12 protein-coding genes are annotated in these 14,449 nt (G+C 46.9%); 7 read left to right on the top strand and 5 right to left on the bottom strand.

What is annotated here, in order from left to right:
- The first annotated feature begins 4 nt into the window (after positions 1–4).
- From ITG12_RS10630 to ITG12_RS10620, 3 genes are all read left to right on the top strand, one after another.
- The gene (locus tag ITG12_RS10630) at positions 5–931 is read left to right on the top strand and encodes a LysR family transcriptional regulator (protein WP_038869947.1); all 927 of its coding nucleotides are present in this window, start codon (positions 5–7) and stop codon (positions 929–931) included.
- A 203-nt stretch (positions 932–1,134) separates the two neighbouring features.
- Positions 1,135–1,512, top strand: coding sequence for an SMR family transporter (locus tag ITG12_RS10625; RefSeq protein ID WP_248873060.1), 378 nt, complete (start codon positions 1,135–1,137; stop codon positions 1,510–1,512).
- A gap of 2 nt (positions 1,513–1,514) precedes the next feature.
- Complete coding sequence (locus ITG12_RS10620; RefSeq protein ID WP_248873059.1) at positions 1,515–1,844, top strand: SMR family transporter; 330 nt, start codon at positions 1,515–1,517, stop codon at positions 1,842–1,844.
- Positions 1,845–1,921: 77 nt separating this feature from the next.
- Here ITG12_RS10620 and edd read toward each other — a convergent pair whose 3' ends face one another.
- A complete protein-coding gene (gene edd / locus ITG12_RS10615) occupies positions 1,922–3,718 on the bottom strand; it encodes a phosphogluconate dehydratase (protein ID WP_248873058.1) in 1,797 nt (598 codons plus the stop codon).
- Positions 3,715–4,236: a gluconokinase gene (locus ITG12_RS10610; protein WP_039975960.1), complete on the bottom strand. Its 522-nt coding sequence runs from the start codon at positions 4,234–4,236 to the stop codon at positions 3,715–3,717. Before ITG12_RS10610 ends, edd begins: the two co-directional genes overlap by 4 nt.
- A 152-nt stretch (positions 4,237–4,388) precedes the next feature.
- Between ITG12_RS10610 and ITG12_RS10605 the strand changes: the two genes are divergently transcribed.
- The 3 genes from ITG12_RS10605 to ITG12_RS10595 all read left to right on the top strand — a co-directional run bounded on the left by ITG12_RS10605 (position 4,389) and on the right by ITG12_RS10595 (position 8,587).
- Entirely contained in the window at positions 4,389–5,765 is a 1,377-nt protein-coding gene (locus tag ITG12_RS10605) for a GntP family permease (RefSeq protein ID WP_039975958.1), read from the top strand.
- Between the two features lie 9 nt (positions 5,766–5,774).
- A complete protein-coding gene (locus tag ITG12_RS10600; RefSeq protein WP_005430025.1) occupies positions 5,775–6,386 on the top strand; it encodes a bifunctional 4-hydroxy-2-oxoglutarate aldolase/2-dehydro-3-deoxy-phosphogluconate aldolase in 612 nt (203 codons plus the stop codon).
- Positions 6,387–6,625: 239 nt separating this feature from the next.
- Positions 6,626–8,587 carry an RNA-binding domain-containing protein gene (locus ITG12_RS10595; protein ID WP_042600484.1) on the top strand — a complete coding sequence of 654 codons (1,962 nt, stop codon included), beginning with the start codon at positions 6,626–6,628 and terminating at the stop codon, positions 8,585–8,587.
- Positions 8,588–8,663: 76 nt separating this feature from the next.
- Here ITG12_RS10595 and gorA read toward each other — a convergent pair whose 3' ends face one another.
- The 3 genes from gorA to ITG12_RS10580 all read right to left on the bottom strand — a co-directional run bounded on the left by gorA (position 8,664) and on the right by ITG12_RS10580 (position 11,946).
- The gene (gorA, locus tag ITG12_RS10590) at positions 8,664–10,019 is read right to left on the bottom strand and encodes a glutathione-disulfide reductase (RefSeq protein ID WP_005429991.1); all 1,356 of its coding nucleotides are present in this window, start codon (positions 10,017–10,019) and stop codon (positions 8,664–8,666) included.
- Between the two features lie 241 nt (positions 10,020–10,260).
- Positions 10,261–10,965 carry a glutathione S-transferase family protein gene (locus tag ITG12_RS10585; RefSeq protein ID WP_248873057.1) on the bottom strand — a complete coding sequence of 235 codons (705 nt, stop codon included), beginning with the start codon at positions 10,963–10,965 and terminating at the stop codon, positions 10,261–10,263.
- 141 nt (positions 10,966–11,106) lie between these two features.
- A complete protein-coding gene (locus ITG12_RS10580) occupies positions 11,107–11,946 on the bottom strand; it encodes a 23S rRNA (adenine(2030)-N(6))-methyltransferase RlmJ (protein WP_038869958.1) in 840 nt (279 codons plus the stop codon).
- Positions 11,947–12,349: 403 nt separating this feature from the next.
- Here ITG12_RS10580 and prlC point away from each other — a divergent pair, with 403 nt between their 5' ends.
- Positions 12,350–14,392 carry an oligopeptidase A gene (prlC, locus tag ITG12_RS10575; protein ID WP_248873056.1) on the top strand — a complete coding sequence of 681 codons (2,043 nt, stop codon included), beginning with the start codon at positions 12,350–12,352 and terminating at the stop codon, positions 14,390–14,392.
- Positions 14,393–14,449 lie beyond the last annotated feature (57 nt).

The raw sequence follows: 14,449 nt of genomic DNA, 5'->3' as shown, positions 1-14,449 counted from the left end.
CGTTATGCCACATCAACTTGATGCGCTAGACCTCAATTTAATGCGCTTACTCAAAGCCGTGGTGGATAACCGCAGCATCAAGTTGGCGGCGATGCAGCTTGGTATTTCGCAACCCAGTGCCAGCCGTGGTGTGATGAAGCTGAAAGACGTGTTTGATGATCCATTGTTTGTGCGTAAAGCGCACGGGGTGGAGCCATCCCCAATGGCAATTCGCTTAGCTGCGGAGTTTGATAACATGCTGTCGCCGCTAGAAAAAGTGGTCCAGGAGTTTTCGGACTTTGACCCGCTCGAATACCAAGGTCAGATTGCGATTGTGACCGATCCCTATTTGATGGATGAACAAGGTCAGCGTTTATTGCGCGGTTGCCATCAAGCCTTTCCTCAAGCTTCGTTTGTCTTCTCTAGTTGGAACATCTATTCCCAAGACGAGATGTTAGAGGGTGAGCATGACTACTGTATTCTCGACCAAGAAACTGAGTTGTCGAAAGACATCTACATGCGTCCATTGTTTGTCGAAAAACGGGTGATTTTGGCTCGTAAAGACCATCCAACCTTATCTCAAATCAGCAATGACTGGGATACGGTGTCGGAATTGCCACTGGTCTCTCTGCCTGCTCCTGCGTCTTACAATCCACTTTGTACAGTTGAATCTGAGTATCGCCGTATGGGTTACGAGCCTGTCGTACTACTTAAATCCTACAACTTGCGCGTCGCTTGCCAAATGCTGCTTGAGACCGATGCCATCATGTATGCTAGCCAAAGTACCGCGCACTTGATGCACGAACTTGCGTCTTACCCAATGCCAATGGTCAACCGAGAGTTCAGCCAATTTGTTGTTTCGGGGGGGTATTTACAAACTTATCGCAACCACCCATTGCATCGCCATTTGCACCAAGTGGTGCAGCAAACCCTCAATACGCCATTAACGTGATCGGATAAGCAAACTGTCCTTTGAGATATTCAAAAATGAATATCTCAATTACCTGTCTGTTTTACTGAAGAAGGGCTAATCTGACTGCAAATAGTCAGGAGAAGCGGCTCTTTTTATATAATCAATTCTTTGAATGTCTGATTCTTAAAGGACATTCACCATTCTCCGTTATGCAGTTTTTTAATTTCTGGGGAGGATGAATCATGCTCATTGCACGTCTATTTTTATTGCTTGCCATTGTTGCCGAAGTTGCTGGCACCAGCACCATGTCGTATATCGGCGAAAGTAATGCGTGGGAAGGCTATCTGGTGATGTACGTTCTGATCGCCATTTCCTATTACTTCCTGTCGAAAGCAGCAAAGAAAATCTCTATCGGTGTCGCGTACGCAACGTGGGAAGGCTTGGGTATCGCCTTGATTACCCTAGTTTCTATCGTTTTATTTGATGCCAACTTAAGCGCGCAGCAGTTGCTTGGTTTGGCGTTGGCAGTGGTCGGTATCGTGTGTGTGACGCTCGGCGAATCACACGGTCAGCCTCAACAGAAAGATGAGTTGCCAAGCTCATCGAATGCGAGGTGTTAATCATGAGCCAATTTTTCACTGTTTCATTTGGATTTGTTGTCATGGCGGCGTTGGTCGACATCATGGCGAACATGGCACTGACTCGCTCTAAAGGCTTTAAGCACAGAGGGTGGGGCATCACTGCGATTGTGTTGGTGATGGCGGCGTTTACCTTGCTTGCTCAAGCGGTAAAAGAGATCGACCTTGCGATCGCATACGCCTCTTGGGGGGCGATAGGTATCTTAGGTACCGCGATTGGTGGTACTTTGCTGTTCAAACAAAAGCTTAAGCCGATTGGCTGGTTTGGTATCTTTGTGGTGATTGCAGCGGTTGTGGTGATGAAGGCAGCTTGATGATTGAAAGTAATCTACCAAACAAAAAGCGGAGTGCACAACACTCCGCTTTTTCTGTTTTTGAGGGGCTTCCCGCCCTAAACAATAAAGCTTGCGCCTTCTTCTGCGCTCGAAACGCTCTGACGAATCACGCTAAAGAAACCACGACCCCAAGTCTGTTGTTTAGCTTCAGTATCCATCTCTAACAATTCACGACCCGTAACGTCGCTTAGGTTATTCAGTTCACCAGTTTGGCAATCAACGCGGATGATGTCGCCATTACGCACCAAGCCAATCGCGCCGCCACGAATTGCTTCTGGAGAAACGTGGATTGCTGATGGAATCTTACCTGATGCACCCGATAGTCGACCGTCCGTCACTAGTGCGACTTTAAAACCCGCTTTCTGCACGTTGCCGAGAATTGGCATCAGTTTATGCAGCTCTGGCATGCCGTTCGCTGCAGGACCGTTGTGCGTCACGACCACGATGCAATCTTGGTTTAGCTCACCGCGTTTGTACGCCGCTTCCACTTCGTGTTGACATTGGAATACGATTGCTGGCGCTTCGATGATGCGTTGATCTTCTTTCACCGCAGAGACTTTCACTACCGCCTTACCCAAGTTACCGTTAAGTACGCGAGTACCACCAGTGTTTTGGAAAGCTTGCGTTGGCGCAGCAATCACTTCGCTGTCTTGGCTGCCACCACATGGTGTCCAAGTCAGTTTGCCGTCGACTAGTGTAGGTAGCGTCATTTGGTCTTCGAATTCGCCGAATACCGGTTTCACGTCACGATGAAGCAAGCCTGACTCGTCCAAACGATGCAATAGCGCAGGTACGCCGCCCGCTTCTTGGAACGCGTTCATGTCTGCTGGACCGTTCGGGTAAACGCGCGCTAATAGTGGCACGACTTCAGATAAGTCACTGATGTCTTGCCATGTCAGAATCAAACCTGCTGCACGCGCCACAGCCAACATGTGGATAGTGTGGTTGGTGCTGCCGCCCGATGCCAACAGCGCAATAATGCCGTTGATCAGGCTCTTTTCTGTGACGACTTCAGACAATGGACGGAAGTTTGCTGAGCCTGCATTCATTGCCGCAATTTTCAGAGCTGCGTGATCGGTTAATGCCTGGCGCAACTCAGTATGTGGATGGATGAATGCCGAACCTGGCAGCATCAAACCCATTGCTTCAAACACAAGCTGGTTGGTGTTTGCGGTGCCGTAGAAAGTACATGTGCCCGCCGAGTGGTAAGCGCGACACTCCATATCAAGCAGTGCGTCTTTGCCAACTTCGCCCGCCGCGTATTTTTGGCGAACGTCGACTTTCTCTTCATTGCTGATGCCCGTTGCCATCAAACCTGCTGGCACAAATGCTGTTGGAAGGTGTGCGTAAGACAACGCACCCATCAATTGTCCTGGTGCGATTTTGTCGCAGATCCCCAGAAGCAAAGTCGCATCGAACACGTTGTGGCTCAGTGAAAGTGCCGTAGATTGGGCAATTAAGTCACGAGAAAACAGCGACATGTCCATGCCAGCTTGACCTTGAGTCACGCCATCACACATTGCTGGAACGCAGCCAGCAACTTGCGCAGTGTGACCGTAGCCAGACAGCACTTGTTTGATTTGTTCAGGGTAGTGTTGGTAAGGCTGGTGGGCACTCAGCATATCGTTGTAAGCACTGATCAGCGCCACATTCGAATGAGTGAAATCCAGAATGCTTTTCTTTTCTGAAGAACAAGATGCCGCAACGGCGTGCGCCAAGTTACCGCAAGACAGACCGACACGACCTTTGCCGGCTTCTGCTTGGACTTCAGTGCGAGCAAGAAACGCCGCACGCGCCTCTTGGCTGCGCTCTACTAAGCGTTGAGTAACATCTAAAATTACTTGATGAGTCATGCGGTCACCTCATTTTGAGCTCGAATGAGTTCAGCTGCGTTAGCTACCACTTCTTCGATCGTGGCATCAATATCAACAAAAATGGTACGAGGTTCGTTCTCTGGGCGCTCAAGCGTTTCAAACTGGCTGTTGACCATGTTCTCTTTCATGAAGTGACCTTGGCGAGCACGCATGCGTTCAAGGATCAATTCTTTGCTGCCGTCTAGGAATAGGAAACTAACGTTTTCGTTACCGTCGCGGATTTGGTCACGGTAAATCTTTTTTAGTGCCGAGCAGACAATAATGCCGTGCTCGTTTTTGCTTTCTAAGCTATAAGCAGCGTCGCGGATACGTTCTAGCCATGGTTTGCGGTCGTCGTCATTCAGAGGCTGACCTGATGCCATTTTCTGAATGTTTGCTCGTGGGTGAAGGTTGTCTCCATCAATGAATTTACGTCCTAGCTTTTCTGCTAAGTGCTCACCAATTGTGGTTTTGCCACTCGCACAAACGCCCATAACGACGACACTACTACCAGCCATAACTTATCCTCATAACAAATTTGCGCGTGATCTCAATTTTTGAATTCACTTTAAAATATGGGTTTATCTTATTCATGTTATCGGTAACATGTTACCGGTAACTCAAATAAATGTGAACCACGACACAAACAATAATTCTTAAAGGTGAACCCATGGAACAGCTAACCCAAGCTCCAGACCCTACGTTCCTACTAACGATTGCCGTCCTCGCGATTGCAGCGTTACTTGTATTGATTATTAAGCTAAAAGTGCATGCTTTCGCTTCCCTAACTATGGTGAGTTTAGGTACTGCGATTGCTACTGGCGTTTCTTCTGATCAAGTTGTCCCAACCATGATGAGTGGTTTTGGTGGCACACTGGCATCAGTTGCATTGCTGGTTGGTCTTGGCGCAATGATCGGTAAGATTTTGGAAGTGACTGGCGGTGCAAAAGTACTGGCAGACACTTTGATTGGACGCTTCGGTAAAGAGCGCGCACCGTTAGCATTAGGTGTGGCATCATTACTGTTTGGTTTCCCAATCTTCTTTGATGCTGGCCTAGTGGTTATGATGCCAATCATCCTAAGTGTGGCTGCACGCTTTGGTGGTTCGCCAATCAAATACGCGCTACCAGCGGCGGGTGCATTTGCTGTAATGCACGGTTTTGTTCCTCCGCACCCAGGTCCTGTTGCAGCCGCTGAATTCCTAGGCGCAAACATTGGCCTACTGCTTGTTGTTGGTATTCTAGTCGCTATCCCAACTTGGTACTTAGGCGCTTACCTATTTGGTTTGTACGCAGGTAAGAAATTCGATATTCCACTATCAAAAGCGTTCTTCAACGGTGAGACACAAGTTGATGAATCTAAGCTGCCAAAATTTGGCACAGTAATGACCATCCTAGTACTGCCTGTACTGCTAATCTGTCTAGACACAGTACTGAACACGCTAGCGGTTGCGGGTGTGATTGATGGCAAAACAGCTCTGGTTGAGTTCCTACGTATGCTAGGTAAAACACCAGTAGCACTTCTGATTACGCTGCTTGTATCTCTTGCGATATTCGCAAAAGACTACGGCATGGCAAAACTTGAGAAGCTGTGTGGCGACTCATTAGCTCCAATCTGTGGCGTTATCCTAGTGACAGGTGCGGGTGGTATGTTCGGTGGCGTATTGCGTGCAAGTGGCATCGGTGATGCGCTAGCAGACGTTCTGACTGATACAGGTATGCCAGTAATCGTAGCAGCGTTTGTTATCTCTACCTGTCTGCGTGTTGCTCAAGGCTCAGCAACCGTGGCACTAACGACAACCGCAGCACTTATCGCGCCGGTCGTAGCAGCATCAACAGGTTTGAGCGAGCTAGACCTATGCTTTATCGTTATCGCGATTGCAGGCGGTGCAACAGTGCTTTCTCACTTCAACGACTCTGGTTTCTGGCTAGTTTCTCGTCTACTAGAGATGGATGAGAAAACAACGCTAAAAACTTGGACGGTAATGGAAACGTTACTTGGTAGTATCGCGTTTATTATCGTAGCAACATTAAGCTTTATTCTTTAGAGGTTACCCATGACAACACTTGAACAACGATTAAGAGAAATCAAAATCGTCCCAGTTATCGCAATCAACGATGTAGCACACGCTCTGCCACTGGCAAAAGTGTTGGTAGAAAACGGTTTACCATGTGCGGAAGTTACATTCCGTACTGAAGCGGCGGCTGAGTCGATCCGCATCATGCGTGAAGCGTACCCAGAATTGCTGATTGGTGCTGGTACAGTACTGACAACAGAGCAAGTGGACATCGCGATTGAAGCGGGCGTGGACTTTATCGTGAGCCCAGGTTTCAACCCAACCACAGTGAAATACTGTCAGCAACGTAACGTGACAATCGTACCGGGCGTGAACAACCCAAGCTTGGTTGAACAAGCGATGGAAATGGGTCTACGTACTCTGAAGTTCTTCCCTGCTGAGCCATCAGGCGGCGTAAACATGCTTAAAGCACTAACTGCAGTTTACCCAGTGGAGTTCATGCCAACAGGTGGTGTAAGCCCATCTAACGTGGAAGATTACTTAGCGCTGAAATCGGTTGTCGCTTGTGGCGGTACTTGGATGGTTCCAACCGCTATGATGGACAACGGCGATTGGGAAGGTATTGCAGAATTGGTTCGCGCAGTTAAGTAAAACGCGCAAACGGCTCCGAAATACCCCCGAACGTTTTAAAACGTGAATAGAAAAAGGGTCATCAAGTAATTGATGACCCTTTTTGTTTATCCAGACAAAGCAATTTTGCGATTGAAGCCTAAATTGCGCAAAATTATAATATTATGCAATCAAAGACGTAGCGATTACATATTCACGATACGGAGTATGGCTTAATTTCACCATGGCGCTAGCATAGAACGACAAGAGGCTTTCAGAAGATGCTACCTATAAATGATCTAATTGATATAAAAACGCTTTCTGAATCCTCTGAGCTTGAGTTTAAGCTTGCTCAAGGAAAAGATGGTGGCGGGAAGCTTCCTGATGACTTTTGGTCCACATATAGTGCTATGGCTAATAGTCGTGGTGGGTATGTTGTACTGGGAGTAAGGGAAAAAAGAGGGCAGTTCAATGTTGTTGGTATACAGAACGTAGAAGTCGTCAAAAAGCAACTTTTTGACATCGCTAATAACAAGAAGAAAGTTAACGTTAACTTACTAAGTGATAATAATGTTAAAGAGATGAAAGTCGATGGACATTCTCTTCTTGTTGTGGAAATACCAGCAGCACGACGAGAGCAAAAGCCGATTTTTCTAAACAATCAACCGATGACAGAAACGTACATACGTTTGTATGAGGGAGACTGTCGATGTTCTGAAGAGCAAGTCAGGCGTATGCTTGCGGAACAAATTGAAGATAGTCGTGATAATCGAGTGTTACAAAACTACGATATGTCGGATATCAATTTGGACAGCTTGCAGGCATATCGACGATTGTTGTCTGTATCTAAGCCTGGGCACCCAGCTTTGGAGTTAGATAACTTTGAGTTTCTTCGCAGTGTTGGAGGATGGAAAAAGGACAGACAATCTGGTTCTGAGGGAATGACATTGGCAGGCGTTTTGATGTTCGGAACTTGGGAGGCCATCCAAGACGCCGCTCCGAATTATTTTGTTGACTACCAAGAAAGACCTGAAGCGAAAACTGAGAGGCGATGGATTGATCGAATCTGCCCTGATGGGACTTGGTCTGGTAACGTATTTGATTTTTATCGTCGAACATATAGAAAGTTAACAGAAGATTTAAAAGTGCCGTTTGAGCTAAAAGATGGTATTAGACAAGATGAAACTCAGGTACATACAGCACTACGTGAAGCTTTAGTTAATACGTTAGTTCATGCTGATTACACCGGCCGCCTATCCATTTTAGTTGTTAAGAGGCCTGACCTATTTGGCTTTCGCAACCCTGGTCTTATGCGTATTCCTCCAGAACAAGCCATCAAAGGTTATGAGAGTGATTGTAGAAACCGTCTAATGCATCAAATGTTTCTTCTAATAGGTGCTGGTGAGAGGTCTGGCTCAGGGATACCTAAAATATATAGTGGCTGGAAGTGGGCTAATTGGCGAGTACCTAGACTTCATGAGAAAGAAGAGCCCGAACAAACTTTACTTGAGTTATCCATAGTCAATTTAGTTTCTCAGGAGACTGCTGACTTACTGCATAAGAAGTTTGGGGAAAAGATAGATACTCTGAGCGATTTGGAGCGTAGTATTGTCATTACAGCTGCAGCTGAGGGGTGGGTTGACCATGAAAGAGCTTGCCAGCTTACGAGTCAGCATTCTAGAGACGTTACATTAGCGTTGCCTAAACTTGTTGGTGGCGGATTTTTAACCCCTCATGGAGAAAAAAGGGATAAATCTTATACATTACCCGGTGTTAAACTGCCTTCTCCTGACGAAGTTTTTGCCTCTAATCCGTTATCAATAGAGAGCAACATCACGGATAGTGGGAAAATGATCACGGATAGCGAAGATTTGATCACGGATAAGCAGCTGACCACTCAACTTGACCGAGATGTGGAGGGGCGTTTTATCACTGACAAGCTACCGCATCCCTATATAGATGACTTTGAACGCCTTAGTTCATCATTGCAAAATAATCTCAGCGCAATTTCCCAACCTGCAAGAGATAAAAAACGATTACCAAATGAAGTGATGGATAGAATTGTTTTAGAGCTGTGTCGCGGCCACTTTATACCGCTAAGTATTATTGCTAAGTTGGTAGATCGTACTCCTCAGAACATTAGAGAAAAGCAATTATCGCCTTTAGTAGCACAAGGTAAAATGAAAATGGCGTTTCCTCATGCCAAGCGGCATAAAAATCAGGGTTATATTGCAGCGCTATAAATACAAAAAGGGTCATCAAGTAATTGATGACCCTTTTTGTTTATCTGCTTAAATCAGCAAAGCGATCCACGCGTGATTAACGCATCGTCACGAACTCTTCAGAGCCTGTTGGGTGGATAGCCACAACAGAGTCGAAGTCTGCTTTGGTTGCGCCCATCTTCATTGCTACGCCGAAGCCTTGAATCATTTCATCAACCGTGAAGCCGATGCCGTGTAGACCAACAACCGTTTCTTCTTCGCCAGCACATACTAGCTTCATCTTACATGGTTGACGGTGCTTAGTAACCGCTGTGTACATCGCAGTAAAGCCAGACGTGTAGACCTTGATGTTGTCTTTACCGTACTTCTCTTCTGCTTCTTGAGTCGTTAGACCGATAGTGCCGATTGGTGGGTGGCTAAATACCACGGTTGGTACCAAATCGTAGTCCATCTTCGCGTTTGGTTTGTTGTTGAACAGACGCTCAGAAAGTTGACGACCCGCTTTAACAGCCACTGGTGTTAGCTCGATACCACCTTCCATGATGTCACCTACACAGTAGATGCCTTTCACGTTCGTTTCTTGGTATTCGTCTACTTTGATGTAGCCACGATCGTTCGTTGCAACGCCAGTTGATGCTAGGTTGATAGCGTCAGTTGCTGGGTGACGACCGATTGCCCAGATTAGGGTATCTACGTTTTGGCTCTCACCGTTTTCTAGGTGCAGAGTTAGGCTGCCGTCTGCTTCTTTTACCACTTCTTTTGGAACAGAGTGGGTGTGCAGAGTTGGACCTTCTGCGTCCATCACTTCTACTAGCGTTTCGATGATCATTGGATCGAAGCTACGTAGTGGTGATTCTTTACGAACGAATAGGTGCGTTTCTGTGCCAAGCGCATGCAGAACACCAGCGATTTCAACCGCGATGTAACCTGCACCGATCACTGCAACGCGTTTTGGTTGCTCAGCAAGCTCGAAGAAACCGTTTGAATCGATGCCGTATTCTGCGCCTGGGATGTTTGGAATCGTTGGACGACCACCCACTGCGATCAGGATATGATCCGCTGTGTAGTGTTCACCGTTTACTTCAACTGTTTTCTCGTCAACGAACTTAGCAAAGCCTTTGATAACGTTTACTTTGTTGTTGCCAAGAACGCGGTCGTAAGATTGGTGGATACGACCAATGTAAGCCTGACGACTCTCAACCAGTTTGCTCCAGTCGAAACCTTTTACATCTACATCGAAGCCGTAGTCTTCTGCGTATAGGTTCATCGCTTCTGCAACTTGCGCACCGTGCCACATCACTTTCTTAGGCACACAACCAACGTTTACACAGGTACCGCCAAGGTCTTGAGCTTCGATAAGCGCTACTTTAGCACCGTACATTGCTGCACGGTTTGCTGATGCGATACCGCCGCTGCCGCCGCCGATACAGATATAATCAAAATGAGTCGCCATTACTTTCTCCAAGAGCTTATTAATTTTGTCTGACAATAATTACATTGGGGTGCTGGGTGATGAACTCAACAGCCCAACGGAATTGTTGTTAATTCCATGTCCCTATCATAAATCGAGTCTAGCAATTTCCTAAATGGGAAAAAGTGACATTGCTTATGACAAATAGCGATGAAAGGATAGCAAAGCGGAATAAGGCGCTATTCCGCTTGGTGTTTTTCATGCTCAGGGGAGGGGAAAACCATTAACCGCAGCAGCTTGATGTGCCACAGCCTGACTGGGCTTGCACATCTTTACCATCCGCAAGATAAGTGTTGGTGAGGTAGAAATCGCTAAACAGCTGCACGAAGTCTTCCGGTACCGTCTTCTCTACCAATCCTGATTCTAGGATGTGCTTTTGCCACGCCTGCATTTTTGGCAGATCACAGAAGAAGTCGTAACCAGAGTGCGCTTTGACGATGGCAGCGCGATGCAGAAGCGGCAGCCAAGCCATGTCTACATTGCTTAGTTCATCGGATTTGAAGAACTTGGTTTCACCAGACAGTTGGTTTTCTGCTTTTTGGAACGCTTTGATCAGCTTCTCTGTACGTTCTTCAAAGGTTGCTTGGTCTTTGCTGCTCATAGTGCCGCATTGTGCCAAGTAATGTTTAGAGCCTAGGTAGCTCCAAGCTCGGTCTAGTGCGCGTTGTTCGTTTGTCACGCCTTGCTCTAACGGACCGTATTCGTCTTCGATGTATTCGATGATGGCATCAGACTCAAACAGTGCCGTGCCAGATTCTGTCACCATCACAGGCACTTGACCGTTTGGTGAGATATCTAGGAACCATTGTGGCTTGTCTTTTAGGTTGATGTATTCAATCTCGTAAGGGATCTGTTTTGCTTCTAGTGCCGCAGTTACGCGTTGAACAAATGGGCAAATTTTAAAACTGATAACTTTAAGCATGGTCATTTCTCTCTATGTTTTAGCTTGTTTACATCCCTAAGACGCAGGCAAAAAAGAAAAGACGAAGCGCAGACGAAAATTTTTAGAAAATAAAAAAGCGCAACGAGGTCATCGTTGCGCTTAAAGATTCTTGAATTCAGTGTTTTTTTATTCTGGAACGATCCAGTCAACTTTCCAGTGGCCGGTTGCTGGCGCGATCGCTTCTTGTAGGAATGGCAGAATCTCTTTCATCTGGCTTTCCAGTTTCCACGGCGGGTTAATCACGATCATACCCGATGCGGTCATGCCGCGTTCGTTGGTGTCGGGAGAGACACCAAGCTCGATTTGCAGGATTTTAGTGATCCCCAAGCCTTCTAGGCCTTCAATCATATCTTCGATATCGCAGCGGTTTACCACTGGGTACCAAATTGCGTAGATACCCGTCGCCCAACGTTTATGGCTTTGGAAAATCGCTTGTACTACGTCACGATACTCTTTTGCGAGCTCGTATGGAGGATCAATCAGCACCAAACCACGGCGTTCTTGCGGTGGCAAACTGCCTTTCAGACGCTTAAAGCCATCTTCTTTGTAGATGCTCACTTGGCGATCGCGGTGGAACTCTTGCTCAAGCAATGGGTGATCGGCTGGGTGCAATTCAGTTAGAACCATGCGGTCTTGCGGGCGGATTTGCGCACGTGCAACGCGTGGTGAACCTGGGTAGTAACGCAGGTTCTCACCGTTGTTCAATGTTTTGATTGAATCGATGTAGCTTGCAATCTCTTCAGGGATGTTTGGGTTGTCCCAAATGCGTGCGATGCCTTGTTTGTATTCGCCCGTTTTCTCAGACCATTCGTGAGTCAGATCGTAACGTCCCACACCCGAGTGGGTATCGTGATAAACAAACGGCTTATCTTTCTGCTTTAGTGCATCAAGAATGAGGCTTTGAACGATGTGTTTTACCACGTCAGCATGGTTGCCAGCGTGGAAGCTGTGGCGGTAACTTAACAAATTAAACTCTCGAAACACTCTTTGACTGAGTGTGGTCTGTGATTTTTGCGCGATGGCGGTATTATACTCAAGTAACTTGAAGATGTAGAACTTCGATTCAAATCAGTCGAACTGATAGAAGGATGGTATTGAAATTTCTTTAAGTCACCCATACTTAGTATGAGTAAACAAATTGAACCTAAGTCGAATTGCCATGCTCCAACAGAGTGCTTAGCTTGACTTAGGCATAACAACACTCAAGGACAGAGTAAGCTCTCTTTGGCCCCTTCGGTCATCGCAGCATAGAGAAAGGGAATGGAAATCCCCCCATCCATGTTGTTGGCTTGCCTGTGCATTGGGTGCGCTTATTTTTATGCAAATACGAATAGGCAATTACAGAGCCAAAACACAAAAGGAATTATTCATGTCTAATCCACTTCTTACGTTTGCGGATCTTCCTCCGTTTTCGCAAATCAAACCAGAACATATTAAACCTGCAGTCGAGCAGGTGATTGCGGATTGTCGTGCCAAGATTGACGAGGTACTGAAAGACAACGCCAACCCAAGCTGGGTAAGTGTTATTGCTCCTATTGAAGAAGCTGATGATCGTTTGAGTCGTGTTTGGTCCCCAGTCGGCCATATGAACTCGGTCGTAAACAGTGAAGCGTTACGTGAAGCGTATGAAAGTTGTCTCCCAATTTTGTCTGAATACGGCACTTGGGTTGGTCAGCACAAAGGTCTGTACGAAGCGTATAAAGCGATCAAAGCAAGTGAAGAGTACACGACGCTGACGCGTGCACAGCAGAAGACTATTTCTGATTCACTGCGTGACTTCGAGCTTTCAGGCATCGGTTTACCATCAGACGAGCAACATCGCTACGGTGAAATTAGCAAGCGTATGTCTGAGTTGAGCTCAAAATTCTCTAACAATGTGCTGGATGCCACCATGGGATGGACTAAGCACGTTGCCGACGAAAAAGATCTTGCGGGTATGCCAGAGTCAGCGCTTGCTGCAGCGAAAGCCGCAGCAGAAGCGAAAGAGCTCGACGGCTACCTAATTACTTTAGATATCCCTTCTTACCTGCCAGTCATGACGTACTGTGACAACCAAGAACTACGTCGAGAGTTGTACGAAGCGTACGTAACGCGCGCTTCTGATCGTGGCCCTAACGCAGGCAAATGGGACAACTCAGAAATCATCACAGAGCAGCTAAAACTGCGTCATGAAATCTCTCGCATGTTGGGTTTCAACACTTACAGCGAAAAGTCACTGGCAACCAAAATGGCCGAGAATCCTTCGCAGGTACTTGGCTTCCTAAACGATTTAGCGACCAAAGCGAAGCCACAAGGCGAACGTGAAGTGGAAGAATTGCGTCAGTTTGCTGAGAGTGAATTCGGTGTGACTGAGCTAAACGTATGGGACATTGCCTATTACAGCGAGAAGCAAAAGCAGCACTTGTTCCAAATTTCGGATGAAGAACTGCGCCCTTACTTCCCCGAATCAAAGGCAGTAAGTGGTTTGTTTGAAGTGCTAAACCGCGTATTCGGTATGACTGTGACTGAGCGCGAAGGTGTGGACACTTGGCACGAGTCAGTACGCTTTTTCGATATTTTTGATAGTGAAGGCACATTACGAGGCAGTTTCTACCTAGACCTTTACGCACGTGAGCACAAGCGTGGTGGTGCATGGATGGATGATTGTCGTGGTCGTCGAGTGACGCTATCTGGCGAGCTACAAACGCCGGTTGCTTACTTAACGTGTAACTTCAACCGCCCTGTAGGTGATAAGCCAGCGCTGTTTACGCACGATGAAGTGGTGACTTTGTTCCACGAGTTCGGTCACGGCATCCATCACATGCTGACGCAAGTAGAAACAGGCGCGGTATCGGGTATCAATGGTGTGCCTTGGGATGCGGTTGAGCTACCAAGTCAGTTCTTAGAAAACTGGTGTTGGGAAGAAGATGCGCTGGCGTTCATTTCTGGCCACTACGAGACTGGCGAGCCTCTACCAAAAGCGATGTTAGATAAGATGCTTGCGGCGAAGAACTTCCAGTCGGCGATGGGCATCCTACGTCAACTTGAGTTCGGCTTATTCGATTTCACTCTGCACACAGAGTACGACCCAGAAGTGGGTGCTCGCGTTCTTGAAACCTTGGCAGATGTGAAGCAGAAAGTTGCGGTACTGCCTGCGGTTGAGTGGGCTCGATTCTCACACAGCTTTGGTCATATTTTTGCTGGTGGTTATAGCGCGGGTTACTACAGCTACCTATGGGCAGAAGTATTGTCTTCAGACGCGTTCTCTCGTTTCGAAGAAGAAGGTATCTTCAACAAAGAAACGGGTATGAGCTTCCTGAACAACATCTTAGAAATGGGTGGCAGTGAAGAGCCAATGGAGCTATTTAAACGCTTCCGAGGTCGTGAGCCAGAAATCGATGCACTACTGCGTCATTCCGGTATCGCAGCATAATCTCGATTGAGAATGAAAAAGGGCAGCCAAGTGGCTGCCCTTTTTATTTTTTGATTC

The sequence above is a fragment of the Vibrio sp. ED002 genome (genome assembly GCF_023277445.1).
Classification (GTDB): Bacteria; Pseudomonadota; Gammaproteobacteria; order Enterobacterales; family Vibrionaceae; genus Vibrio; species Vibrio jasicida.
Note: the sequence above shows the minus strand (reverse complement) of the source record. Positions and strands in the feature narration are given on the sequence as shown.

What these genes read in the sequence shown, in the direction of transcription:
- ITG12_RS10620 (WP_248873059.1), top strand. Translation starts at nt 1,515, where the DNA reads ATGAGCCAATTTTTCACTGTTTCATTTGGATTTGTTGTCATGGCGGCG.
- prlC (WP_248873056.1), top strand. Translation starts at nt 12,350, where the DNA reads ATGTCTAATCCACTTCTTACGTTTGCGGATCTTCCTCCGTTTTCGCAA.
- ITG12_RS10600 (WP_005430025.1), top strand. Translation starts at nt 5,775, where the DNA reads ATGACAACACTTGAACAACGATTAAGAGAAATCAAAATCGTCCCAGTT.
- ITG12_RS10625 (WP_248873060.1), top strand. Translation starts at nt 1,135, where the DNA reads ATGCTCATTGCACGTCTATTTTTATTGCTTGCCATTGTTGCCGAAGTT.
- edd (WP_248873058.1), bottom strand. Translation starts at nt 3,718, where the DNA reads ATGACTCATCAAGTAATTTTAGATGTTACTCAACGCTTAGTAGAGCGC.
- ITG12_RS10595 (WP_042600484.1), top strand. Translation starts at nt 6,626, where the DNA reads ATGCTACCTATAAATGATCTAATTGATATAAAAACGCTTTCTGAATCC.
- ITG12_RS10605 (WP_039975958.1), top strand. Translation starts at nt 4,389, where the DNA reads ATGGAACAGCTAACCCAAGCTCCAGACCCTACGTTCCTACTAACGATT.
- ITG12_RS10610 (WP_039975960.1), bottom strand. Translation starts at nt 4,236, where the DNA reads ATGGCTGGTAGTAGTGTCGTCGTTATGGGCGTTTGTGCGAGTGGCAAA.
- ITG12_RS10630 (WP_038869947.1), top strand. Translation starts at nt 5, where the DNA reads ATGCCACATCAACTTGATGCGCTAGACCTCAATTTAATGCGCTTACTC.
- ITG12_RS10585 (WP_248873057.1), bottom strand. Translation starts at nt 10,965, where the DNA reads ATGACCATGCTTAAAGTTATCAGTTTTAAAATTTGCCCATTTGTTCAA.
- gorA (WP_005429991.1), bottom strand. Translation starts at nt 10,019, where the DNA reads ATGGCGACTCATTTTGATTATATCTGTATCGGCGGCGGCAGCGGCGGT.